Origin of the sequence: Thiothrix caldifontis (assembly GCF_900107695.1) — a bacterium.
In the GTDB taxonomy this organism is placed as follows: domain Bacteria; phylum Pseudomonadota; class Gammaproteobacteria; order Thiotrichales; family Thiotrichaceae; genus Thiothrix; species Thiothrix caldifontis.
Genome location: NZ_FNQP01000003.1, coordinates 164,553 through 189,293 on the forward strand (window position 1 = coordinate 164,553; position 24,741 = coordinate 189,293).

The following is a 24,741-nucleotide window of genomic DNA, read 5'->3' on the forward strand; positions in this document are numbered from 1 at the left end:
TAAACTATTAAGGTGTAGCAACCACGAAACCGCCATCTTGACTGCGCACCACGACGCTGGCGATGGTGTTGCCTGACAGTGGCAACATATTGGCGGTGTTGAGATTGTCGTTGACTAGCAAAATATTGCCATTATTGCTGCCAACATCCAAATGATTGCCGCGCAGGTTGACCGTTAGCACTTCTTGTACCTTGATGGTGAAGTGAACATGGGCGGGCTGATTAAGTGCGGCTTCCGCGCTGGCGTATTCGCTCGTGAAAGTACCACTCAGTGCGAGTAACAGTGCGGCAGACGTTAAGCCGAGGCGGGCGAGGCGATTCATGACCATGTTCCTCAAATACGTTTCTGTGTTCAGAAACTATTAAGGAGAATCTACGCCCATTCATAAAATAAATAACGATATTTGGCAAGGTTTAAACGGATCAATGGTGCGCTTACAAACAGCTTGCCTGATAAGTCACCGTGCCTTGATAAGTACCCGCAGCGGGTAAGGCACTGTTGGTGTAGGTGTATTGCCAAGTCGCTTGGCGATCTGTTACCGAGCCATAACTGCTGGTGCTGACCAGACTTTCCGCGTCTGCTGCATTGCGCAAAGTAGGGGCAGGCAAGCCGCTATCCGAGGTGCTGGTTTGCAACGTTTCGTAAGGAATGAATTGCCCTTGATTGTTTGCCAGCCCGTTGTTGTCGGTCACGCGGTAAGCAATTTTTACCTGCCCGCAATTGGCGCGTACCGCCACATTCACCCCGTTATTCACATCGCTGCCGGTAATGCTGCTGGGGGCAAGCCCACTTTCGCCTGCCGGTGGCATGGTTCCTGTGTATGCCCCTGACGATAGATTGGCACTGACGTTGTAGGTAAGTTCTGCGGTTTGATTGGCATTGCCCACTTGTAAAAACAGAAAAGCCGGGACGTTAATTTCTACTTTGACGGGTAACTGTGCTGTTTCATCATCGGTACATGCCATGCGAGTTGCTGTCGCCGGTGCTGCTAACAGGCAGCAACTGATGAGTAGCAGTAACGGTTTGGGGTGGAATGGCATCATTGCGCCCTGCCTATGGTTTTGAATTCGCCTTTATAAACACCTGCTGGGTAAACCTTGCTATTGAGGAAGTCAAACTCCAAGTTAACAATGCTTTCAGTCTTGGGTGGGGATACCATCCAAGTCTGTTGCCCATTATTGAAGCGCCCGTTAGCGACTGTAAGCCCGGTAGATTCTGTGGCGCGGTTAACCGTCCAACCCAGTGCGGAAAAAGGCATGGTCACTGAACTGGTGCAGGTGGTGCAGGATAGCGGGTCGGAAGAGTCGGCTTGTAACACAATCGAGCGGGTAGTGCGTTCAGTAACATGTAGGCGAAAACGCACATGATTCGGCAAGGTGTTTACGCCGCCGCGATTTAACACATTACTGGAAACATAGTTGTTGCCATCGCCAAGCCGATCACCGGGGAGATTAAAGATAATCTCCGGGGCGGGGGTTGTGGCAAGGCCATTGATAATCGAAAAATGCATTAAGTGTTCACCGCCATTAGCCCCCCAGCATAGCGCCTTGGCAATACTTGTATGCAGCGTGGATGCCAATACTACCCCACACAATGCCATGGTCTTGTTTTTTAACACGCTAGTCACCTTACAATGTTTGGTCAATCGCAAACGCGCCTTTTTCCCAGTAAAGCTGACCTTTGAGCTTGACGGGGTATTGGATCGTTTTCGGGTCAAGGTGTTTTTCGCCAAGGTGCGGGGTGAGCGGGAGTAAGCGCGATTCACCCGCCATAATCGGGGTGCTGGACACCGAAAAGTCGATGGCTTTGCCGCTGCTGTCCGTGCCTGCGAGTACGCCTTGCAGACGACCGTGCGCGGTGCCGCTATTGCTGACTTTGAGCGCAGGGGTTTTGCCGGACATTTGCAGGTTGGCAACGGTGAGGGCGGGTTCTGCGCCGCCGACAGCCAAATACACAATGACGGCTAAACGCCCGTTGACTGGCAGGTTGATATTGTCAGCAATTTGATTGGGGGCGGGGGTGGTGCCTTCGACCATGAGGGCAAAGCGGCATTCTTGCGCGGGTGTGCCAGCGGGAACGTCGACTTCAAAACGCATCGGGCGTTTGTCGCCACGGTTGACAGTGATTTTGTGGCGTTCCAGTTTGACCCACGGGCGGCAACTGTTGGGGAGGAGTTCGTCGTGGAAACTGAGGTTATCGCCCTGGAGTTGCCAGTCGTTGGTTTTGACGGTGTATTGTTCGTTGGCATTGCCGACGTTATAAATTTCCAGCACTTGCGATACTTTTTGCCCCGCCGTGGCGGAAAGTTCATAGCGTGGCGGGCTGGCAGCCGCCGAAAAGCCACTGGCAGATGCGTTGGCTGCCATGCCTAAGCCTAACAAACTGAAAAAAAGTTTGAGTGCGGTGTTATTCATCATGTAGCCCCTGTTGTGAGAATCTGGCAAAGGTTCGGCAATGGTTGCCGAACCCTGCACTATCTTATTTAAATATTCGCCAACGTGTATTTGACTTCAGCGTTGTATTCACCCACCGCTGGGTTGTTGGTTGGTGTGTACGTGTATTGCCAAGCATCTGTTAGTTTGACTATGCCTGCTGTATTGGTTAAGTCAACTGTACCACTGCCTGCAAACCCATTGAGTGCGGTGTGCGCAATGCTGCCGCCACTGGTTGCGCTAATTTCGCTTAAAGAAGGCTTATTGAAGCCAGCGGTAACGGCGGTAAAATCCGTGACGATGGCAGAGGTGAGGCGGACATCGCCCGTATTGCTAAAAGCGGCAACTTTGAGGATACCATCCCCCGCTTTATCGGAAGCACTTTCATCGTCGCTATTCGCATTTTGTGAATCTACTGCTGCGGCAGTAATTTTGTCCCATTGCGCAGAAGTGGCATCAGCGTTATTGGTCGGGTTGGTTAACCCTGAACCAAAGGCATAATCCCAGATAAGGGTATTGGCGGTGCTTCCCCAATCACCCACGCGCAAGATAATGATTTCGGGTACTTTGATTTTGAAGTTGACGTTGGCTGTGACGGGATCAGGTGCTGCGCCTACTTTGGAGGAAATACCCGCTTCGCCAAAGGCAGTGCCGGTTAAGGCCAGCAATAACGTGCTGGAAGCCAGCAGGCTAGGTTTTAGTAGTTTCATTTTTATTACGCTCTTACTGTTATTATTGATTGAGAAGGTTGGGGATTGGGTCATTGATCCGTTACCTTTGCCAGTGGTATGGCGAGGGTACTGGTGTCCCGCAATCCGACGGTTACTTTGGTATTGAAATTGGTGGAAAGTTCCCACGGTAACGGGATGCTACCAAACGCTACCGCCAGTTCATGTGCGCCGGTTGCCACTTGGGGAAACACGAACTCACCGTTTTGGTCGGTTGTTACCGGAGTACGCCCATCCAACACCAACTCAATATTAGCAGCTTTCTTTTCAAGGGGCTGCTGCCGTCCGTCGTTATTTTCGTCGAAAAATACCACGCCGCGAATACTGCCACTGCGAACGTCACGCCGCCCTAACGGTTTGCCCCAACTGTCTTGATAATTCAGCGCCACGGATACGCCTTGATCATGGCTGCCTTCGGTGTCGTGTGTTTGTTCAATGCTGGCTTCAAGATTTATTTTTCTATTCAGTTGTTTGCGGGCAAAGGCACGGTAGTTTTGGTGCGTGCCAAGGTTATCATCGGACGGGCTGGCTTTGCTTAGGGTGAGGTTTGCACCTACATTGTCACCATTGCTGAGGTGATGTTGCCAGTCTAGCCCTGTTTGATAAATATTACGGTCTTCGGCTTCGTCTTGTTCATTGCGGGCGTTTATTTGCCATGAGAGTTCGTTGGCGGCCGGTAGTAACCAGTGATGCGAATAATCCAGTTCACGGGTTTGGGTGGTGGCATTGGGTTCTTGGTCGTGGCTGACGCGCAGTTGCAAGCGGCTGTCTTGCCCGCTGCTCCACGAACGTGATACGAACACGCTGCCTTGGGTTTGTTGACGGGCATCAGCCGCTTGCGTTTGGGTGTGGCTCAGTTGCCCGCCGGTGCGCGTGGTGCGGTCGTATTGGTAGTTGAGGCTTTGGTTAAGGCGTAATTCTTGGGTGTCACCGCTTGCGGTATCGGCTTGGCGTTGCTGCCATTCAATGCTGGAATGCGTGTTGTAGCGCGGGTGGGTGTAGCCCATGCGCCAGTAAGCCCCTTGGGTGTTATCGGCTACGTCATCGCCCATCCACGTCAGACCGTCGCCGAGCGCGTAAGCGCCCGCTTGATGGCGAAAACGCTCTTGCTGGTATTCGGTGTCAACCCACGCGCCACTACCGGCTTCGTTGGTGAGGATTTGTGCTTTGGTTTGCTGGCTGCCGGATGCGTTGGTGTGCTGCACCGCAAGGGTGGCTTCCTGGTGTTGTTGCGTGTCTTCGCCTTGCGCTTGCCAGCCTTGTGCGCCCAGGGCCCATTGTTCATTGAGGCGATGGGTGACGCTCAGACCCGTCACGGCTTGTTCGGTGGTGGCTATATCGCCATTGTCGAGCATTTCACCTTTTTTGCCCTGCATGAGGCGTACTTCGGTTTTACCATCGCTGAGGCGGCTGCTGCCGCCAATGTAGGTGCGTGACGGTAAGCTCACGTTATTGGATTGGCTGATTAAACTGTTTTGAGCGGAACGCACCACCCCGATGGTGTTGTCCATTTGCCACTTATCGTTCAGCAGTAAGTCGTTTTGGTACAGGGTAGCGGTGATTTCTTGGGTTTTTGGGGACGTTTCCATGCTGGCATTGGTGTGTTGCTGGGTAACTTTGGCATCGAGTGTGAACGTGCCGTAGTCGCGGGTTTGCCGTGAAGCATCCAGATTCAATGCTTGGCGGGTTTGCGTGTTGCCCGCGTCGGTGCGGGTATGGCGAGTGTCTATTCCGATATTCAAGGTGCGGTAGCCGGATGCGGATTCTTCGGCAAGCGTTGTGTCAGCAGTGAGTGAGGGGGCAGCATCTTCAGCCGTCGTGGCATCAATGAGGTTGTCAACATAAGCGTTTGTGCGTTGGGTAAGTGTTGCTTGTTGTTGCGCCAGTTGTTCTAAGGTTAATGCGGTAATACCTGTCTCAGCCACCGCATTGGTGGTGTACAACGTTGCGGCGCTGATTTGCAGCCCTAACATCAGTACCCTGCGTCGTATCGAAATCATTGGTATTGCAAGCCCATTATCTTTATTTGATATGTAATATAATTTTATTAAGTATAACGGTGGCTTAATCGGCTCTTGAAGGGTTTCCAGCGTTATTTCAAGATATTGCGTATACTCTCCCCATCGCAATCGAACACACTTGGGTGGAAGCACATGGAATGGACTATCTACGTTTACCTATCGCTGGGTATTTTGGTACTCGCGATCTTGGGGGCGGCCTTTTTCTCTGCTTTTTACAAACGTGCTAAAAAAGATACCGCGTTTGTGCGCACGGGCTTGGGCGGGGAAAAAGTGATTCTTGGCAGTGGTGCATTTGTGCTGCCTGTCATCCACGAGGTGATGCCGATTAATATGCAAACCCTGAAAATTGAAATTACCCGTGAAATGGAGCAGGCACTGGTCACGAAAGACCCGTTACGGGTGGATGTAACCGCTGAATTCTTCCTGCGGGTGGAGGCTCGTCCCGAAGCCATCAGTACTGCCGCTCGCGCTCTGGGGTTACGTACCTTGGATCAGGAGGCGATCAGAGAGGTGTTTGAAGCGCCATGTGTTGCCGCGCTACGTTCGGTTGCCTCAGGCATGGAGCTGGACGAATTGCACCAAAAACGTGCCGCGTTCGAGCACAACGTAGAAGAGGCAGTGAATGCCGAATTCCACAAAAACGGTTTGGAACTGGTATCGGTATCCCTTACGGGTCTTGACCAAACCGACAAAAAATACTTCGACCCCAACAATGCCTTCGACGCCAAAGGCTTGAGTATTTTGGAGCAAGTGACCTCCGACAACGCTAAGCGCCGCAATAATATTGAGCAAGAAACGGCGGTGGCGATTAAGCAGCGTAACCTCGAAGCCACCATCAAAAAAGAAGAGATGGAGTACAAGGAAGTCGTGGCGCAAAATGAACGCAAGCGCCAAAAAGCCGAAAACGAAGCCGAAACCCAGCGCAAAATCGAAGAAATCAATATCGAAAAGGAAATTCTGATCGAACGCGCCCAGCAGTCGATGAATATCCAGCAAGCCACCTTGGAGCGTGACGTATCGCAGGCGTGGATCGAAACCAACAAGGTCAAAGCCGAATTCGAGAAGATTTCCGAAGAAATCCGCACCGCCCGCGAACGCGCTGAAGCCGAACGTTCCCGCATTGTGGAAATCATCAGTGCTGAAAAAGAAGCACGTCGCCAAGTGATTATTGCTGAAGCCAATGCCGATGTGGAAAAAATGGCAGCATTGGCAGCACAATTGCGCTACGAAGTCGAAGCAGCGGGTAAGAAAGCGTTGAATGAAGCCTCCAACCTGCTTTCCAACGACCAGATTGCGATGCAGGTTAAAATGGAAATTGTGCGGCAATTGCCGAATATTATTCGCGAAAGTGTCCGCCCGATGGAAAATATCGAGGGCATCAAAATCATGCACATCGACGGTTTAAATAATGCCATCGGGCGCAGTGGTGCGGGTGGTGGTAACAATAGCGGTGATGCAGGCAACGGCAATAATAACGGTGGCGGCGGGGGCAGTAACCTTGCTGAGCAAGTGGTGGACAGTGCTTTGCGTTACCGGGCGCAAGTACCGTTGATTGAAAGCTTGTTGGGCGAAGTGGGTTTGAAAGGTGGTTCACTCAATGACATGACGCACAGTTTGCACACGGGGCTGTTTGCGCATGAAGCTAAATCAGCGGAAGAGAAAAAGCCTGCCCCAACGCCTGCTCGTGAGCGTGAACAGCCAGTCATGGCAGATGATGAGGATGATGACGACTTCTATAGGGATGAGCGCCCCTGAGTGATCAACGTGGTTTGCGATAACGCTGCTCAATGTCCGGGTTATAGCTATAAGCGGCGACATCGCGTTCTGCCTCGGCTTGCGCTAATACCGTTGGGGCAAGTTCCCGTAATTGCTTGAGTAACCAGGCGTAATCCCGATTGTCGGGGAGGGTGTTAAGGAGCAGAGCCGTTTCGAGTGTTTCTGTCGCAAACAGTAGCCGGTATTGTGCGTATTGATTGTAAATCAATGCGTCATTCCAAGCTAGGATGAGTTGGTTAACTTCTTGCTGCAAGTCGGTATTAACCTTTTGATATTCCAGCATATAAGCGAGTTTTGAGCGTATTTGAGCTTCTTCCTGCTGCAACTTATTGAGATTGGGTAGAATGCTGTTTTCTTGTTTGCGTGTGAGCGTTTCCAGCAGTACTTGGCGATTATGATCACTATAAGGCGCGAACTGGTCGGCACGCGTTTGCCCTTTTTTGGGCTTAGGTAGTGTCGCGGCTTTAAGATTTTCACCGGCTTTACGCAGGTGCTCGCGGATGGCATCAGCTTCTTCCAATTGGAATGCGCGGCTGTCGCCTAAGGCATTCTGGATACGTTTTTGTAAGCGTAATGCCTCTTCATCAAACATTTTGCGGACGTGTCGGTCTTCGCCGGTATGGTAGTGCAGCCAAAACGCACGGCGGCTGCGGTCAATTTCTTGATAGGCTTTACGTAATTGTTGCTGTTGCTCCCAGCGGATGTCGATAATCGTTTGCAGGAAGCGGCGTTGCCCCGGCATGTGTTCAGCCCATTGCCTCACGTTACCGAAAAATGTGTGCAAATCGGCTATTTGTTTGAGCATATCCTGCCGTAAGCCGTAGAGCGCGGGATAGGTCGTACTTTCGTAAGTGTCTAGATCAAGTCCGGTTTTAGGTGGTTGAGTGCTTGCAGTACCATCGGTAGTGACGGGGGGCGCGGGTTGTTTGTCTCCTTGTTTCCAAAGGAAGTTTAGAGCAGCAATGACCAATGTGCCTGTAAACGCAATCAGGATAAGGAGCCGTGTATCATTGGGTAGTTTGAACTTGCTTAAAAAATGGCTGAGCCAGCGTACAAACAGAATAATGCCTACTGCTAGAGCTAGCCAGAGAAGAAATAACAGTAGACCGTGTGAATCCATAGGTGTGAGGGCATTTTCGGTTGGTTGCAATGGATGCGTTGAAGTGTAGCAGAAAAAACGTAAATATTAGTGCTTGACAAGGACACATCAAAACGCTTTAATTACGCCCTCTGTGGCCGGATAGCTCAGTTGGTAGAGCAGGGGATTGAAAATCCCCGTGTCGGCGGTTCGATTCCGTCTCCGGCCACCACTTCATTTTCAATTACCCTTTAGCCTGCTGTTAGCGGGCTTCCTTTTGCAAGACAGCTCCTCTGCTCATTTTTCACATAGATTCGTGTATAGTGTGACTTATTGCTGTTGCTTTAAGGAAGTGTTGCTATGTCTCAATCTGCTAAGTTGGAACTCATTAGTTTTAAAGTTTGCCCATTCGTGCAGCGTTCTGTGATCGCGTTGAATGCGAAGCGTGTGACTTATACCTTAACGCATATCAATCCTCATGAGCCACCCGATTGGTTTAAGGCTATTTCTCCCTTGGGCAAAGTGCCTGTATTGCTGGTAGATGGTACGCCATTGTTTGAATCAGCCGTTATTCTTGAATATCTGGATGAGGTGTATCCGCCTGCACTGCACCCCGCTACGCCTTTGGAGAGGGCACAGCATCGTGCTTGGATTGAGTTTTGCTCAGAATTATTGGGGCGTCAATTCCGCATGTTGACCGCGAAAGATGAAACGGGTTTTAACGAGGCACGTGATGCTTTACAGCAAGGTTTACAACGTTTGGATACGATGTTGTCGCCAGAGTTGCCGTACTTTGCGGGGCAAGCTTTTCATTTGGTGGATTGCGTGTATGCACCTTTATTCATGCGACTGATATTGTTGAAGCAGGAGTATGGTTTGGAGCTTCCTCTCAGTAAGCGGATGCAAGCGTGGAGTGATGCATTGTTGGCGCTGGATGCGGTTAAAACCTCTGTGGTGGACGATTTTTCTACGGTATTTGCTAATTTTCTTGCTGCAAACGATGGATATATCATTAAACGATAATATGCATGTGTGGATCAGTTTTTCCTATGACATTATTTGGATTTATGTTATATAGGGTTACTCTTTTTAATTATATGGGGTGTCACCTACTATGAATGCAAACGTAACCTTCAAAACGGGCGTGAAAAGCGCATTAATTACTTTATCTTTTTCTACTATGGCGCTGCTGAGTGCTTGCGGCGGTGGCGGCGATTCTGCCTCACAAAATGCTGAAGTCCCTAATACTGCCGCTCCTACCAATACTACCACTACTACGGGTAGTACTACAGCTACGCCCAAAACCTTCACAAAATACAACCTGAGTGGTGCGCCTTATGTTGCAGGCGGCATCGACACCGTGGGTTGCGTTAAGGACAATGTGACTGGATTAACGTGGGAAGTAAAAACCGATGAGGCTGCGAATCAAACGCCTACTTTCCGTGACAAAGATTTTGGCTATGAGTGGCGCTCAACTTCAGGCGGTGTTGTGGGAACAAAAGCCGTGGCTTCAGGTGCAGCAGCGACGAATGTAAATGGTCGTTGTCAATCGGCTACGGGGTTAATCAACTGTGATACCCAAGACTATATCAATGCAGTGAATGCGGCAGGGGTGTGTGGCTACCAAAACTGGCGTTTGCCCACAACAAGTGAATTGTTAGGCTTGATTGATACCAGCAAAACAGCAGCCCCCTATATTTATGCTGATTTAGGTAGTACGTCATTTGACCCTGAAACACAAGGTAGCTCAGTACGTGGTTACTGGGCTTCTGATGTAAATTCAGCAAATGCTGCTCAGCACGCGGGTGTCAGCTTCAGTTTAAAAACCGGCAACCGTGCGCAATGGCATAGTGCTAGCTACAACTACGTCAGACTGGTGCGTAGTGGTAACTAATTCGTTGTGATTCAGTAAAAAAGCCGCCCTACTGGGCGGCTTTTTTTATGTCAGGTACTGTTAGAAAAATAGCGCTACTTTGGCCTCTGCACGGTATTTGTGCAGCAGCGGCTCAGTATAGCCGTTGGGTTGTTCGCGCCCTTTGAACACCAAATCACAAGCGGCTTTGAACGCGACGCTCTTGTTGAAGTTGCCGCTCATGTTGGTGTAAGTTGGGTCGCCTGCATTTTGCGCATCCACTTTCGTTGCCATGCGCTTAAAGGCTTCCATCACTTGCGCCTCGGTGCAAATGCCGTGGTGTAACCAGTTCGTCATGTGCTGGCTGGAAATGCGCAAGGTGGCACGGTCTTCCATTAAACCCACGTCATTCACATCCGGCACTTTGGAACAGCCCACGCCTTGGTTAACCCAGCGCACCACGTAACCGAGGATACCTTGCGCATTATTGTCCAGTTCCTGCTGGATTTCTTCCGTGCTCCAATTCGGATTTGCTGCTACCGGAATGGTGAGAATGTCGTCAATATTGGCACGCGGACGGCTTTTCAGCTCTTCCTGACGCGCAAATACATTGACCTTGTGGTAATGCAATGCATGTAAGGCAGCAGCGGTGGGGGATGGAACCCACGCTGTATTTGCGCCCGCCAGTGGATGCCCGATTTTGGTTGCCAGCATATTTGCCATTTGATCGGGAATCGCCCACATGCCTTTGCCGATTTGCGCATGACCCGGCAAGCCGCATTCCAAACCGATGTCGACGTTCCAGTTTTCGTAAGCTTGAATCCACGCGGATGACTTCATGTCATTTTTGCGGATCATCGGGCCTGCTTCCATCGAGGTGTGCATTTCATCGCCCGTCCGATCCAAGAAGCCGGTGTTGATGAAGACCACGCGCTCCTTGGCGGCACGGATGCATTCTTTCAAATTCACCGTGGTGCGGCGCTCTTCATCCATAATGCCGACTTTTAGGGTATGGCGGGGCAGTTTGAGTGCGTCTTCGATGCTGTCGAACAGGTCATTGGTGAAGGCGACTTCTTCAGGGCCGTGCATTTTCGGCTTTACGATGTACACCGAGCCGGTGCGCGAATTGCTGAACTTTGCACTGCCGTTGAGGTTATGAATCGCAATCATGGCGCTCATGTAACCATCCAGAATACCTTCGGGGATTTCATTGCCAGCCTGATCTAGAATCGCAGGGTTAGTCATCAAGTGACCAACGTTGCGCACAAATAGTAGGCTACGACCGGGCAGGGAAACTGTACCACCGTGAGCAGCGGTGTATTCTCGGTCAGGGTTCATTGCGCGGGTAAAGGTTTTGCCGCCTTTGCTGACTTGTTCGGTCAAATCGCCTTTCATCAAGCCGAGCCAGTTGGTGTAAATCAGCACTTTATCGACATCATCGACGGCGGCGACGGAATCTTCGCAGTCCATAATGGTGGTGAGGGCGGCTTCCATCAGAATGTCGTTCACACCTGCGGCATCTTCTTTGCCAATCATGCCGTTACGGTCGATCTGGATTTCAAAGTGCAAGCCGTTGTTACGCAACAAGATGGCAGAAGGTGTATCGGGATTGCCGCGATAGCCGACAAATTGGTTACTATCACGTAATGCCACGACAGAGCCACCGAGCATATCGACCATTAACAGGCCGCTTTCATCAACGCGATAGTTGCTGGCCTGATGATGTGAGAGGAAGGACAGTGGTGCGGCTTCGTCGAGGAAGTTGCGAGCAAACGCAATGACTTTTTTGCCGCGCACTGGATTGTAGGCTTTGCCTGCTTCTGCGCCATCAGTGGATGGAATCGCATCCGTGCCGTACAGTGCGTCATACAAGCTGCCCCAGCGAGCATTGGCGGCATTCAGGGCAAAACGGGCATTCATGACAGGCACAACCAATTGCGCTCCCGCCGTTTGGGTGATTTCCACATCAACATTGGTCGTGGTGACGTTAAAGGCTTCACCTTCTGGGAGCAAATAACCAATCTCTTGTAAAAATGCTTTGTAAGCGGTGAAATCAAATTGATTGCGGTTAGCGATGTGCCATGCGTCGATTTTAGCTTGTATTTCATCACGTTTTGCCAGCAGTTCGCGGTTACGTGGTGCAAAGCGGGTAACAATGTCTGCCAGCCCTGCCCAAAAATCTTCTGCACTGATGCCTGTACCTGGTAGTGCTTGCTGGTTTACGAAGTTATGTAAAAGTGTTGACACTTGCAAGCCGTTAACCGGAATCCTGTTGCCCATTCGTTACGATCCTCTAAGAAAATAAACAAAATTGTCGACATTTTCCGGTTATAACCTAAGATGACGGTTGGCTAAAATTAGAATTATCAATAGTAAGAATTAAAAATGACACCATTGGTCATCAGATGAATAGCAGGAGCGGATAGTATCCGCTATCTGGGCGTTTCTTATATACTTTTAACTATGCATACAAAACATCATTTGGCGTTGTTACATCGTTTGGCTCATCTAGCGGCACTGAGTGTGATATTGCTCGGTGTATTGGTGTTGGTGGGGTGGTTCAATCAAATACCCGCGTTGTATCGTGTTGAAGATAATTTGCCGCTAATGACACCAGGGGCAGCTTTTTCCTTTATGTTTACTGGTGCAACGTTGTTTTTGTTGCAGCCAGAAAAACCATCGGCATGGCGACGCATTGGCGGGCGACTACTGGCTATGGGGGGGATTGGTTTGGGCTTGCTGATGTTACTGAGCTATTGGCACAGTGTTCCTGATATGTTGCTGGATCAAGGTTTAGCACCCTTAGCGTTGCTGAATTTGTCTGTAGATAAAGACTCTCTGCAAACAGCGATAGCGTTTATTCTGACTAGTATTGGTTTGTTTTTCCTCAGTTTGGAGCGCCCGTTATTGATTAATGTAGCGCAATGGGCCGCTTTCTTCAGTGTCATGTTGTTGGTAGGTGTCTTTTTTGGTTTTGCTCATCAAGAAGATATGTTTAAGGTATTCACAGGTGAGGCAGGAATGGGGCTACTCACGGCGACAGCATTTGCTTTGGTGGGGTGGGGGATTATTTTGGCTAAAGTGGAAAAAGGTTTTTTTCGCATTATGGTGAGTGAGGCTTCGGGTGGCGTTGTAGCGCGACAAGTGATGTTCCTCATGGCTTTATTCCCACCGCTGCTGGGCTGGTTGCCGGTACTGTGGGGTCAGGTTGAGCACGGTAAGCTCACCCATACACAAGTGGAATCGTTGTTGGCATCGGTGATGGTGATGGCGATTGTCTTGATCGTGATTCGCCTTGCTTGCCGTTTGGATCACGAAGAAGTGTTACGGACGCGGGCGCAGGAAGAAGTGCGTCAACACCAAGCAGATCTCGATCAAATGGTGCGTTTGAATACCTTGGGGGAAATGGCTTCCGGTATTTCGCATGAACTTAATCAACCGTTGGCAGCCGTGGCGAATTATGCAAGTGCTTGCCAACGGTTGATTACGTCAGGGGAGAATACGCAGCGTTTGCAAGAGCCTTTGCAAGCGATTCAGCAACAAGCCTTACGTGCCTCAGAAATTATTCGTAAGATGCGGGCGTTGGTGCGTAAACAGCCGCCGCATAAGGTTAGCGCGTGTTTGGAGCAGGTTATCCACGAAGCCTTGCAACTCAGTAAAGTCGATGCGAATAAGTTTGGTGTGCCGTTGTTATTGGAATTGGATGATACCGTGCCGGATATTCCGCTTGATAGCATTCAGATTCAACAGGTTATCTTAAACATTGTACGTAACGCACTGGAGTCGATGCAGGCAACGCAAAGTCACCGCCGCCAGATATTGGTTAAGAGCTTTATGAGTCAGCAGGGTATGGTGCAAGTGGATATTTCGGATACTGGCTCTGGCATGGATGCGGAACTCAAACAACGGGTATTTGATGCGTTCGTAACTACCAAAGGTTCGCAGGGGATGGGGATTGGTTTGTCGTTATGCCGTTCAATTATTGAAGCACATGGCGGGCGGTTGTGGGTCGAATCCGAACCGGAGCAGGGTGCAACGTTTTCGTTCACCCTGCCGGTTAATTAAGCTTAAGCTTTAATGAAAGGCAGTTTCTTCAATACCATTGCCGCTGGGCAGAAGCCAGTGAAAGCGGATTGAATCAGGTTAACCGCAATAAAGACCATCAACCAGAAGCCAACGGCTTCGGAAACAGTCGCACCCAGAATCAGCGCGACTAAAATCATGATGCCTGCGAAAACTTGAATGGCGTTACTAAGAGTCATGGGGTGTTCCTTCTTTATCTATCAGGTGGTTAAATTTACGTATTCTAAGCGCACTGAGTATATTAGAACTTGTTAATAAACACAATTGACCGATCTCAATGTCACCTAAAGACTTGTCCGCGATGATGTACCTTTAGTCTGTTACAGGTGTTGACCATGATGTTTACGATGAAGCATGTGTTGCTGAGTAGTGGTGTAGGTTTATTGCTTGGTATGTTGGGAATGCAGCTTTGGTATGGTCAGCAATACCCCGGTCGCCCGTTGTTTGTGGAAATCGAAAACATGCGCGGTGAAACGATTCCCTTGCTTAAAATCGAGCACGGTAACGATTTGAGTCAGGAAAAAATCTTGCTGACACAATTACGTGCGGGTGAAACCCGTATCATTACCCTGAATCACGAGCCGGGTAGGGGTTATAGTGTGGAAGTGCAACTCGCTGATGGCAAAAAGGTTGAAGCGTGTGTGGGCAAAACTTCAGAACGGTGGGTGAATGAAGTGGCGATTACTTCCAACGGAATTTTTAGCCGGGATTAAGCAAAAAATGCGGGCATAAAGCCCGCACCGGATCGCGCCACCTGAGGAGAGGTAGGTAAGTCTCAGGCAGCTTCACAAAGGGGATGACGTACCGTCTGTTTCACGACTTGGGGGCGTTGCGCCCGCACTGGAATAATGTCCAGACCCAGTTCATCATGGTGTTTCAAGAGCCAGCGGCGGGCTTCCATCGAGATATGTTTGCCGACCACAAAGCCAGTTGCGCCGTAATTGCGGCTGACCAGCGCTTGCAGTAGCAGGCAACGGTTTTCTCCCAGCCCTTCCACACACGGCAATAGCAATAATTTGACCTGACGCGCCGAGGTGCATTTGACCTGATTGCGCAGTTCACGCACTTGCTGGTGGAAATCGGGTGAAGTTTCATTGATGCCAATTTGTACCAGCAAGCCGCCGCCGGTTTCGGTATCGGTCAGCCATTCGCAGGCGCGTTGCAAGTCGTTGCTATCCAGCGTCGGCGCGGCTTGCACGGCGATAATGCTGTGCCACTCTTGCACGTTTTGGCGCAGGGCGGGGACGTTGAAGCGCAGGCTGTTAAACGCGGGATGCAGGATTTTTTGCAACGGTTTGACCGTGCCGCTGGTGTACCAAGTGTCAGGGGTACGTGCTGGGTCAAGCGCTTGTGCCAGTTCGGCGACATCCGCAGGCAGACGGTAGAAGCTATCCACACTGACTTCGGCAATGGCGCGGCGTTCTAGCCCATCGACTAGCACGATGCGCCCGCTGAGTTGCGCCTCGCGTTTTTCCGCAGGGGTCAGGGGCAGCGCCAGTGGCAGCGGCCATAAGGTGCCGTTTGCCAGCCGATTGTGTTGCAAGACGCTGCAATGGTCATCTTGGTTGAGGTAGCCGTGCAACGGTGCAAATGCGCCATTCAACAGCAGTTCTAGTGTACTGATTTCGTTGTGGTTGACGATTTTGTGCAGGATGCTCATGGGCTATGCCTCTCGGTAGTCTTTGGTTGCAGGCAAGTATGGGATACTGCGTTAATAATTAAAAACGCTATAATTCGATATGGTTATCTTGAAAAGCGATAAAGCATGAAATTGTTCCAACTGCGTTTGCTGAAAACCTTGCTGAATAATGGCATGAATGTGTCGCGAGCAGCGGATCAGCATTACATTGTGCAATCCGCCGTGAGTCGCCAATTGGGATTGCTGGAAGAAGAGTTGGGGATGCCGCTGTTCGAACGCAAAGGCAAACGGCTGGTTGAGCCAACCCCCGTGTGCAAGGCGATTGTGCAGGAACTCGACCTCATCGAGCAGTCGCTGGAAAATATCCGTGCGGTGGCGGACGATTACCGCCTGCAAACCCGTGGTGAAATTCGCATCGCCACCACGCACACCCAAGCCAAGTATTTTTTGCCGGAGGTGATGCTGGAATTCCGCCAGCGTTACCCTGATGTGGCGATTCATTTTTTGCAAGGCACACCCGTGGAATTGGTGCGGATGCTGCATGACGGCAAGGCGGATATTGCGGTGTGTACCGAGGAGTTGGATAAAGATTCCGCGTTAGACAGCCGCAAATGCTACGACTGGAATCACGGTTTGGTGCTGCCGGATGGGCATCCGCTGGCAGAGGGGAAGCTGACCTTGCAGCGTATTGCGGCGCATCCAGTGCTGACCTATATTTTCGGGTTTACCGGGCGCTCCAAAATCCACGAAACGTTTCGCAATGCGGGGTTGGAATTGGATGTAACGTTTGCGGCGACCGATACCGATGTGATTATTAGCTACGTGCGGCTGGGGTTTGGCGCGGGGATTATTGCGAAGATGGCGTATTCACATATTCACGATGACGATTTGGTACTGCGGGATTTATCGCAATTGCTGCCCGTGTCGACGACCCGCGTGGCGTGGCTGAAAAATAAGTATCTCAAGCAATATGTGATGGATATGGTGGACTTACTGGTGGAGCAGGGGGAGAGTGAGGAGTGGTATGCGTAAGCTTTGCTGCTGCGCTATGATGCGCGTTCAAACAAAAGGTTTTTACATGAAGCATAGATTGATAACGAGTAGCCTACTCGCCCTAACCCTCGGCATGGCTGGCTGCGACTCATCCCCCAGCCAAAAGCCGGAAGATTTACCTTGGCAAGTGACCAGCACTGCGGAGGGTAATACGCAAGTATTCCATTTAGATGTTGGTAAAGTCACCCTGAAGGAGGTCATTGAGCGTTTCCACAGCTTCCCTGAAATGGCGGTGTTTGCGCATGAAAGCGGCAAACGTAGCCTCGAAGCCTATTTCAGTACCATGCGGATTGGCTTATTTGAAGCCAAACTCATTGCGGAATTGCAAGCCGAGCCTGCTATGTTGGACAGTTTTCAGACCAATCATACCAAGCGCGAAGGCATGGCGAGCGGGCAGTGGAAATACACGCTCTCGGAAGCCGATATGAAAATTGCCAACGGTTTACGGGTACAGCGTCTGATTTACATGCCAATGATTGATTACGACCTCGACATCGTGGTGGCGCGGTTCGGTGAGCCGGAAGAACGGGTGGCGTCCTCGCAGGCGGGGATCGAATACTGGTTCTACCCCAGCAAAGGCTTGACGATTGCGATGAATACCGACGGCAAAGAGATTCTTTATTACACGGCTAAAGCGGATTTCGCCGCCCTAAAACAGACTTTGCTGGAGGCAAAACCCACTAATGACCGATAAATTGCCAGCGACTCCCCGCGCTTTGCCCTGGTGGAAACAAAAAAGCCTTGCCGAAATGAATGAAACTGAATGGGAAAGCATTTGCGATAACTGCGCGAAATGCTGCCTGATCAAGCTCGAAGACGAGGAAGACAGCACGGTGTATTACACCGATGTGGCGTGCGATTTGCTGGATGGTACGAGTTGCCAGTGCAAAGATTACGCGAATCGCGAAACCCTCGTGCCGGATTGTTTGCATTTAACGCCGGATAATTTGGATGAGCTGTATTGGATGCCGCCGAGTTGTGCCTACCGTTTGTTGCACGAAGGCAAGAATTTACCGTCTTGGCATCATCTGGTGTCGGGGGATAAACAGAGCATTCATCGCATGAAGCAATCGGTGATCGGGCGGTTTACCTATGCCGCCGAGGTGAAGGAAGAAGATTGGGAGGATAGGGTCGTTACATGGCCGTTGAAGAAGAAAATGTAAGCCAACGCATTGATAAGTGGTTGTGGGCAGCACGGTTTTTCAAAACCCGCCCGCTGGCAGTGGAAGCCATTGATGGCGGGCATGTGCAGGTGAATGAGGAGCGTGTTAAACCCTCGCGGCAAGTGCGTATCGGTGACAAGCTGCGCATCAAAAAGGGCTTTGAAACTTGGACGATTACGGTGCAAGGTTTGAACGAACAGCGCCGCCCCGCCAGTGAGGCCCGTTTGCTGTATGCCGAGTCGGAACATCACCGCGAGCAGCGCGAAGCGGTGATGGAAGAGCGGCGTTTGCACGGGGTGAATGTGAGGGTGCATAAGCCGGATAAGCGGGAGCGGCGGTTGATCGACAAGTTTAAGCAGGGCTGGTGACAAGGTGTTTGCTGGAATTTACGAAACATAAACCTGTTGAACCTGCTAAAGTAGTTATGTACGGGTAACATGGATTATCACGCTCAGCATTACGGCTTGTTGGGTGTTTATAGAAAAGGAAGTCGCCATGCAACATGTGCTGATTGTGGAAGATGTCCCTGAAACTGCTGAATGGCTAGGTGCTGTCCTGCAACAAGCCTTTGGGGAGGTGCACCTTAATGTGGCGACTACCTGTCAACAGGCGCGGCAACTATTAGGCAAGGTCAGCATAAACTTAGCACTACTAGACATTAACTTGCCCGACGGTAGCGGTATCGACTTAGTGGCGGGTGTGCATCAGCATTACCCCAATGCCTATATTGTTATCACGACCATTTTTGATGATGAGGAGCATATCCTCCAAGCTGTGCAAGCAGGCGCACATGGCTATTTGCTGAAAGACTCGTCTGAGCGGGTATTTATCCAGAAATTACGCGGTATTCTCAGTGGCGATCCGCCGCTGTCACCGAGTGTATCGCGGCGCATATTGCAGTATTTCTCGGCAGCCGGAAACGCTCATGGCACACCGGATAATCAGCATTCCGCTGTTAATCGCAGCGACGTGGCGAGTCTAAGCCCCCGCGAACGCGAAGTGCTAATATTAGTCGCCAAGGGGCTGAGCCGTGGTGATGTGGCTGAATTATTGGGGCTTTCTACCAATACCGTAGCGCGGTATATCCGTGATGTGTACCAGAAGCTCAATATATCCAGCCGCGCCGAAGCGGCAGTAGAGGCTTGCCGCATGGGGCTGGTCAAGACAGATTTTTGAGGTTGCTTGTTTGAATTGGCTGCCATCCAAACCCATCATTGCCCCAGCCAATATGTTGCTGGCAGTATTGTTATTCATTGCCGTCACCCAGATGACTTCCGCTTACTTATTGACTCAGCAACAATGGACGGGTATCCGGGTCACTGCCACGCCTGCGGATACGCTGCTAATCAAATCCATCAGTGCCAATTCCCCAGCCTCTGGAAAACTCGCCGCCGGTGAAACCTTGCTTGGCCTGCAAGTCGATGGAAAACTGCTACAGATCAAGCCATTGCTGAACGGTTATGCACCACTTTCCCCCGCGACGTTCGCACAACGGGCGGATTTTTATCAGCAACAGCAAACCCTGCACCAAGCTTTTACCCAAAATGCTCAGGTGACTTTTGTGACCACGACGGGCAAAACCGTTTCGCTGACACCCGCTGCACGTACCCCAGTTACGGCTATCCCCGCTGTGTTTTGGTTACTGTGCCTTGCAAACATGATTTCGCCGTTGGTGGGAGCGTTGGTCTGGACATACCGCCCTTATCAAAAAGCATCCCTGTTTTTACTGCTGCATAGCTTGCTGTACTACGTTTTTGCGGTCAGCGGCGCTGGGGTTATTGCCACGGAGTTTTATATGGAACCGGGCGCATTGCGGCAGAATTTGCTGCTGCAAGCGACTGGCATTAACTTTGCCGCTACGCTGATTCTGGTCATTCTGTGTGATCTGCCCAAACCGTTGGTGCGCGGGTTGTGGTTGTTTTGGCTGGTTATGGGTTTTACAGCACTCTCCACCGCCAATTATCACTACGGCTGGTTTGAAACACCGGGGCATATTTTTTACATACAATACCCCTTTTTGTACGTGATCGTGTTGGGCATTATTGCCCTGCAAATGCACCATACGCGCCGTCAGCCGGTGGAACGGGCGAGCCTGCATGTTCTCGCGGCAGCTTTTATGTTGCCAAATGCCATTATTATTGCATTGCATGTTTTCCCTATTCTGCTGGGGAAGCCGCCGATTGTTGGCAATATTTCGGCGCTATTGCTGTTTAACCTCATGGCGATAGGGCTTGGGGTGGGAATTCTCCGCTATCGGCTGTTTGCGATTGAATTCTGGTGGCTAAAGTCCATGCTGTGGATTGTGGGGGGCTTGCTGGTCGCGGGTATTGACGTGGCGTTAATGACATTGCTGCAACTGCGAGGTGATTATGTGCTGGCAATGTCGGTCATTATTGCAGGCTTTTTGTATTTTCCGCTGCGCCAATGGCTATTGGATAAGATTATTCCAATGGAACGCCAGAATCTCAGTGATTTTCTGCCCGCTTTGAGCAGCAATCTTGGGAATGCTCTTTCTAAAGAGACCTTTGAACAACGTTGGCAGGAATCTTTGCAGCAGCGCTTCCTGCCTTTGCATATCGAAAAGTTGTCTTCCACCGTTACCACTACCCACTTGTCAGACAACGGTTTGCACCTCGATGTGCCTAGTCTTGGCAAGCAACATGCGTGGCGTTTGACCGGCAAACAACGGGCGGCACGGCTGTTTAATAAAACCGACGTCAAACATACCGAGTCGTTGTTAACGGTGGCACGGATGGCCAGTAATGCCAGCGAAACCCGCCAGCAGGTTATTCTGGAAGAGCGGCGGCGCATAATGCACGATCTGCATGACAGTGTTGGTGCAAAACTGCTAACCCTGAGCCATAAGCTACCGGATGCAACGCACCGTGAGGATGTGCGGCAGGCACTGATAACTTTACGGGAAACCGTGCGATTATCGCAGCAAGCCAGCCCGACCAAACTGGTGGATAATATTGCGGATTGGCGGGCAGAAATTGCCGGGCGAGCAGAAGCCGCAGCAGTCAGGTTACGCTGGCGGCAGGATGAGCGGTTGAATGCTTGCCAATTATGCCCACGTAAAATACTGCAATTGTCGCAAATACTCCGTGAAGCCGTCAGCAATGCGTTGAAACATGCCGAACCAGAGACGTTGGAAGTGGGTCTTGCTTTATCCAGTAATAAGTTGCACCTGATCGTTACCAATGATGGAAAAATATCCCCGCCTGAGCGTTGGCAAGCGGGGACTGGAGTAAACGGTATCCGGCATCGGGTCGCGGCGTTAGGCGGCGAGGTGGGTTTTTATAGTAGTGATCCTCCCCAATCCAGAATCACCGTGCATATTGTTGTTCCCCTGCAAGCCTGAAACAGTTAGGGATATTCAAGCACGGCTTGCATCACACGGATATTGGCATCGGGAAATGTTCGCATCACCTTAGTTTTCTCAAGCAGTTTCTGTGCCTCTTCTTTGGTTCTGCCCGCGTAAACGCCAATAAAGCCATATTCCGCATCGACATTCGTATAGTTGAAGTTAGCCTCGTCATCGCATTGGTAACGGGTGGCAAATACTTTATTGTCGGGAAAACGTTTTTGTATATCGCGCCATTGTTTATCTGTCACTGAACAACGTGGAGTCGTCTTCAGTAGAATCGCGTAAAAGGATTCGGATTTGTAATCAGCCCTTGCTATGTCATCACAAGGTCTTTCAAAGTGAATATCTTGTGTGTCGTCAGTGTGTGGAAATGGGTATACGCGACCTTCTCTAGGGGCTGAATGAGCGATACTAATAGCAGATAACCAAGCTAATAGTAGCAATAAAAACCGACTCTTCATTTGAAATATTGCCTTCATAATAGTTAAATTTTGAATGAAAAAGACAGGAATACTGCATTAATAAATCCAATATCCCTGTGGTTTTTTTAGTAAATCCTTTTCAGGAAATCGCTTGAGCCATTAACGCTTGATTTTACATGCTTGGATTGCCTGATCGAATGACTTTCCTGTCGCCACTGTATTTTTCAAACATGCAGTACTACTTTGAGCATTGCTCGTACTCGCACATATTTCCACAGCTTTTTGCCAGTTAACAATATCTTCAGGTTTTCTACCCCATTTATCACCTTCACGCATAACATACATAAAACAATTACCAGGGCTATATTTTGATGTTGTACCATCACACAACTTATGCAAATTGCTTTCCGCCCAATATTTTAGCTTGCCATTTTGATCCCATGCAATATTACCTTGAATATATGCTTTACAACCACTAACGGCATTATTCATAAAGATGGCTTTGTCTGCAATAGATTTACAGGAGGTACATTTGCGTGCTGCTTCTTCACTTAGTGCAACTCGTTCCATTTGCAAATTAATAGTGGCTGCATCATTAGAACCGAAAAACTGATAGTTTTCTAAAGTCAATCGAGTAGACTGGACTCTATAATCTGTATCTGTACTAATATCCACTGAACTGTTGTCACTATCTTCGTGATCATTAGTGTTACAGCTTTTACCTTCATACATATCGGCTTGGCTATATAAATTGACTTTAGTTGTTCCGGGTACTAATTGTGCACGTACAGCCAAAGCCACCCTAACTTCACTCCCGACACAATAGTTAAAAATTTTTTCATCCGAAGGATTGGTAGTGGTTAGATTAAATTGATGGTTAATATCAAATGTTCCTGTTTCATTTCGACCATCTTCGCCATCAACGATATTCATAGCGCCTGTCAGCCTAACACTGGCTGGAGTGCCATTGTCGAAAGGTCCATATATCATACGTATACCAGCAACATCTAGTGCTGATAAATTTCCGTTATTGTTCCAGGTGGGCGAGCAATAATTCATAATAGAAGATTGATCGTAAGTGGTAATAAAGTAAGTTGGATTTGTGCCCTGAGGCTCGGCGTTACACATTGCCCTATCAGTACGGTTATGTTCATGAGCAAAACCTAATGCATGACCGAACTCATGTACTGCAATTGCTCGTATACAATATTCCAAGTTTGCCTGACAACTCGCCTCCCAGTTGTTAAAAGTGAAATTTAGTACCACCCCATTTTCCATTCCATCCAATCCAACGCCTAGCGCATTGGTATGAGGCCCTTCATCTGCAATAAGTATGCGTATGCCTTGACTACTGGGAGTGCAATTATCCCAACCAGTAAAATTAATATTAGAAACCGCATCCCAGCTTCTTTCAACGGCATCTTGTGTCCAGAAACGTCCAGAAGCATTATCAGCAGATGGATTCTCCCAACAAACAGGAATTAGTAGTCGATTCCATAGTTGTCCAGAATGAGATAATGGTTGTGACACACTTGCGATATCTGGATCCGCCTGCACACTGCTACTCAACACATTTCCCATTAGCAAACCAATTATAGCCAGAAATAAAACTAACTTTTTCATATTTTTGCTCCTTCGCTAAAAGCATTATTAATTTCTACTTAAACTCCACTTTCACGCTTCACGGTAAAAATCCATGAGCTGGTATAAGGTGGTACATGTACACTGCCTTCCATTATGAAGTGGTGACGATCAATGCCTCGACAACTTAATCCTTCCAATGCAAATTCTTGGTTGCCTTCTTCATTTAGCGTGATTTTGGCTTCACCGGAACGGTACAGTGTCAAGGTTGTTAAAAATACCGAATTATTGCTGGGAAACATGTCATGAAACTTGCCACTAACAGCATAGGTTTCAGCATCGCGCCCTTCACCATCATGGCGCATGATATTAAATCCCGGATAGGTGTTTATCCTCCAATCATTGAAATAGCCTATATCAGGCGTATATTCTTCGCCCATACCAAACGATGTATTGCCGTCGTGATATAGACGAATGGATTGGACATGATACGGTGTATGATCAAATGCAGCAGGATCAGAACCAGCAGGCAAATCGTACATATCATAAATGCTGCTAAAATAAGGGCGGCACTCATCTGCCAATACCAAGGTCGGTATGGTAAGGAATCCGGCACACAGTGCAAACATTAACGTTTTCATGATCAAACTCCTTTTTAATTCATAACTTTCAATGAAAATAACCATTTATTAATGACCCAACTGCCTTCACCGTGAGTGGCTTTAATGGCAAATTGCGCGGGAGTATCATTAATACGGAAACATTCAGGGAAAATTTCTGTGTACCGAGTCGGAGGCGATCTAGTACTGTCATAAGTGGCAATATACGTTTTGTAAGGCGAACCGTCTTCGCCATGCCCAATCACCAAGGTTTTTCCTCTTGAAAAAGCATAGGGTGATGCAGCTTGGTTAAATGCACCCCTGAATCCGAATATGCCATCCACGCCAAGGGGATATTTGGTGAGTATGAAATGGTCTGTTTCATCGGATAAGGGTGGCATTACTAACGTGCCACCATTTGGCCCCGGAACGTTTTTGGTTAGAATGGAGAAATGCCAGTTATCAGGGAATGCACCTTCGTAATAAATGTGTGTCCCGTGAACTTGGTATTGTGTGCCAGCAGGTTTGCTAAACATGTCTTCAAAGTAAGGCTGGCAACTGTTGGTAGCGGTTGTGGCATCCTCCCGTTTAATCCAACACCCATCCTCTGCTGAGCCGCGCCCGCCGCCTGATTGATCGCAATGGGCATACGGGTCACGGTGGATTTCACACTTATTATGTACCCATTGTCCTTCTTCTTCCCAACCGTTTGGGTCAGAAACGTATTCAATACCCCGGCAACGATCATTGCTTTCACACGCCTGTTTGCAGGCATTAATACCGATGTCATAACGGTTTTCAGCATCGTCATTCAGTACCCAACCGCCGCGTCCATCGCTGGTACGCCAGCCACCGATTCCCTGGTAATTCATCGCAGCCATTACAGTAGATGTCATAACACTGAGTAGTGGAATGGCAATTAGAGGAAAATAAAGTAAATGTCTCAT

At 49.5% G+C, this 24,741-nt stretch carries 25 protein-coding genes and 1 tRNA gene; 12 read left to right on the plus strand and 14 right to left on the minus strand.

What is annotated here, in order from left to right:
- Positions 1-7: 7 nt before the first annotated feature.
- The 6 genes from BLV87_RS03480 to BLV87_RS03505 form a co-directional block, all read right to left on the minus strand.
- Positions 8-322, minus strand: coding sequence for a hypothetical protein (locus tag BLV87_RS03480; protein WP_093065446.1), 315 nt, complete (start codon positions 320-322; stop codon positions 8-10).
- 112 nt (positions 323-434) lie between these two features.
- A complete protein-coding gene (locus BLV87_RS03485) occupies positions 435-1,043 on the minus strand; it encodes a hypothetical protein (RefSeq protein WP_093065448.1) in 609 nt (202 codons plus the stop codon).
- On the minus strand, positions 1,040-1,618 hold the full coding sequence (locus BLV87_RS03490) for a hypothetical protein (RefSeq protein ID WP_093065450.1): 579 nt from the start codon (positions 1,616-1,618) through the stop codon (positions 1,040-1,042). Before BLV87_RS03490 ends, BLV87_RS03485 begins: the two co-directional genes overlap by 4 nt.
- Before the next feature lie 10 nt (positions 1,619-1,628).
- Entirely contained in the window at positions 1,629-2,417 is a 789-nt protein-coding gene (locus tag BLV87_RS03495; RefSeq protein WP_139282117.1) for a hypothetical protein, read from the minus strand.
- Between the two features lie 65 nt (positions 2,418-2,482).
- Entirely contained in the window at positions 2,483-3,142 is a 660-nt protein-coding gene (locus BLV87_RS03500) for a hypothetical protein (protein WP_093065454.1), read from the minus strand.
- 50 nt (positions 3,143-3,192) lie between these two features.
- Positions 3,193-5,133, minus strand: coding sequence for a hypothetical protein (locus tag BLV87_RS03505; protein ID WP_093065456.1), 1,941 nt, complete (start codon positions 5,131-5,133; stop codon positions 3,193-3,195).
- Positions 5,134-5,313: 180 nt separating this feature from the next.
- On the opposite strand from BLV87_RS03505, the gene BLV87_RS03510 reads away from it, so the two are divergent.
- Positions 5,314-6,936, plus strand: a complete 1,623-nt coding sequence (locus BLV87_RS03510) for a flotillin family protein (protein ID WP_093065458.1) — start codon at positions 5,314-5,316, stop codon at positions 6,934-6,936.
- 4 nt (positions 6,937-6,940) lie between these two features.
- On the opposite strand, the gene BLV87_RS03515 is transcribed toward BLV87_RS03510, so the two are convergent.
- Complete coding sequence (locus BLV87_RS03515; RefSeq protein WP_093065460.1) at positions 6,941-8,077, minus strand: hypothetical protein; 1,137 nt, start codon at positions 8,075-8,077, stop codon at positions 6,941-6,943.
- A gap of 114 nt (positions 8,078-8,191) precedes the next feature.
- Between BLV87_RS03515 and BLV87_RS03520 the strand changes: the two genes are divergently transcribed.
- The 3 genes from BLV87_RS03520 (at position 8,192) to BLV87_RS03530 (ending at position 9,929) form a co-directional block, all read left to right on the plus strand.
- A tRNA-Phe gene (locus tag BLV87_RS03520) sits at positions 8,192-8,267 on the plus strand.
- A 128-nt stretch (positions 8,268-8,395) separates the two neighbouring features.
- A complete protein-coding gene (locus tag BLV87_RS03525) occupies positions 8,396-9,058 on the plus strand; it encodes a glutathione S-transferase family protein (protein ID WP_093065462.1) in 663 nt (220 codons plus the stop codon).
- Positions 9,059-9,149: 91 nt separating this feature from the next.
- Complete coding sequence (locus BLV87_RS03530; RefSeq protein WP_093065464.1) at positions 9,150-9,929, plus strand: Lcl C-terminal domain-containing protein; 780 nt, start codon at positions 9,150-9,152, stop codon at positions 9,927-9,929.
- Positions 9,930-9,989: 60 nt separating this feature from the next.
- On the opposite strand, the gene BLV87_RS03535 is transcribed toward BLV87_RS03530, so the two are convergent.
- The gene (locus BLV87_RS03535) at positions 9,990-12,167 is read right to left on the minus strand and encodes a malate synthase G (protein ID WP_093065466.1); all 2,178 of its coding nucleotides are present in this window, start codon (positions 12,165-12,167) and stop codon (positions 9,990-9,992) included.
- A gap of 183 nt (positions 12,168-12,350) precedes the next feature.
- On the opposite strand from BLV87_RS03535, the gene BLV87_RS03540 reads away from it, so the two are divergent.
- A complete protein-coding gene (locus BLV87_RS03540) occupies positions 12,351-13,952 on the plus strand; it encodes a sensor histidine kinase (protein ID WP_093065468.1) in 1,602 nt (533 codons plus the stop codon).
- 2 nt (positions 13,953-13,954) lie between these two features.
- Here BLV87_RS03540 and BLV87_RS03545 read toward each other — a convergent pair whose 3' ends face one another.
- Positions 13,955-14,149 carry a YgaP family membrane protein gene (locus tag BLV87_RS03545; RefSeq protein ID WP_093065470.1) on the minus strand — a complete coding sequence of 65 codons (195 nt, stop codon included), beginning with the start codon at positions 14,147-14,149 and terminating at the stop codon, positions 13,955-13,957.
- Between the two features lie 156 nt (positions 14,150-14,305).
- Between BLV87_RS03545 and BLV87_RS03550 the strand changes: the two genes are divergently transcribed.
- Positions 14,306-14,683 carry a hypothetical protein gene (locus tag BLV87_RS03550; protein ID WP_093065472.1) on the plus strand — a complete coding sequence of 126 codons (378 nt, stop codon included), beginning with the start codon at positions 14,306-14,308 and terminating at the stop codon, positions 14,681-14,683.
- A 62-nt stretch (positions 14,684-14,745) separates the two neighbouring features.
- Here BLV87_RS03550 and BLV87_RS03555 read toward each other — a convergent pair whose 3' ends face one another.
- Entirely contained in the window at positions 14,746-15,630 is an 885-nt protein-coding gene (locus BLV87_RS03555; RefSeq protein ID WP_093065474.1) for a bifunctional sulfate adenylyltransferase/adenylylsulfate kinase, read from the minus strand.
- A 105-nt stretch (positions 15,631-15,735) separates the two neighbouring features.
- On the opposite strand from BLV87_RS03555, the gene BLV87_RS03560 reads away from it, so the two are divergent.
- From BLV87_RS03560 to BLV87_RS03585, 6 genes are all read left to right on the plus strand, one after another.
- Complete coding sequence (locus BLV87_RS03560) at positions 15,736-16,641, plus strand: LysR substrate-binding domain-containing protein (RefSeq protein ID WP_093065476.1); 906 nt, start codon at positions 15,736-15,738, stop codon at positions 16,639-16,641.
- Between the two features lie 46 nt (positions 16,642-16,687).
- Positions 16,688-17,356 carry a hypothetical protein gene (locus BLV87_RS03565; protein WP_139282118.1) on the plus strand — a complete coding sequence of 223 codons (669 nt, stop codon included), beginning with the start codon at positions 16,688-16,690 and terminating at the stop codon, positions 17,354-17,356.
- Positions 17,346-17,825: a YcgN family cysteine cluster protein gene (locus BLV87_RS03570; protein WP_093065480.1), complete on the plus strand. Its 480-nt coding sequence runs from the start codon at positions 17,346-17,348 to the stop codon at positions 17,823-17,825. The genes BLV87_RS03565 and BLV87_RS03570 overlap by 11 nt, the downstream gene beginning before the upstream one ends.
- Positions 17,801-18,193, plus strand: coding sequence for an RNA-binding S4 domain-containing protein (locus BLV87_RS03575; protein WP_093065482.1), 393 nt, complete (start codon positions 17,801-17,803; stop codon positions 18,191-18,193). The genes BLV87_RS03570 and BLV87_RS03575 overlap by 25 nt, the downstream gene beginning before the upstream one ends.
- Positions 18,194-18,320: 127 nt before the next feature.
- Positions 18,321-19,001: a response regulator transcription factor gene (locus tag BLV87_RS03580; RefSeq protein WP_093065484.1), complete on the plus strand. Its 681-nt coding sequence runs from the start codon at positions 18,321-18,323 to the stop codon at positions 18,999-19,001.
- 10 nt (positions 19,002-19,011) lie between these two features.
- Positions 19,012-21,186: a sensor histidine kinase gene (locus tag BLV87_RS03585; RefSeq protein ID WP_093065486.1), complete on the plus strand. Its 2,175-nt coding sequence runs from the start codon at positions 19,012-19,014 to the stop codon at positions 21,184-21,186.
- A 5-nt stretch (positions 21,187-21,191) separates the two neighbouring features.
- Here the strand turns inward: BLV87_RS03585 and BLV87_RS19005 are convergent, their stop codons facing one another.
- The 4 genes from BLV87_RS19005 to BLV87_RS03605 all read right to left on the minus strand — a co-directional run bounded on the left by BLV87_RS19005 (position 21,192) and on the right by BLV87_RS03605 (position 24,741).
- Positions 21,192-21,440, minus strand: coding sequence for a hypothetical protein (locus tag BLV87_RS19005; RefSeq protein ID WP_139282119.1), 249 nt, complete (start codon positions 21,438-21,440; stop codon positions 21,192-21,194).
- Positions 21,441-21,773: 333 nt separating this feature from the next.
- Positions 21,774-23,237: a M12 family metallopeptidase gene (locus tag BLV87_RS03595; RefSeq protein WP_217629930.1), complete on the minus strand. Its 1,464-nt coding sequence runs from the start codon at positions 23,235-23,237 to the stop codon at positions 21,774-21,776.
- Between the two features lie 38 nt (positions 23,238-23,275).
- Positions 23,276-23,836 carry a hypothetical protein gene (locus BLV87_RS03600; protein WP_093065490.1) on the minus strand — a complete coding sequence of 187 codons (561 nt, stop codon included), beginning with the start codon at positions 23,834-23,836 and terminating at the stop codon, positions 23,276-23,278.
- 14 nt (positions 23,837-23,850) lie between these two features.
- Complete coding sequence (locus BLV87_RS03605) at positions 23,851-24,741, minus strand: hypothetical protein (protein ID WP_093065492.1); 891 nt, start codon at positions 24,739-24,741, stop codon at positions 23,851-23,853.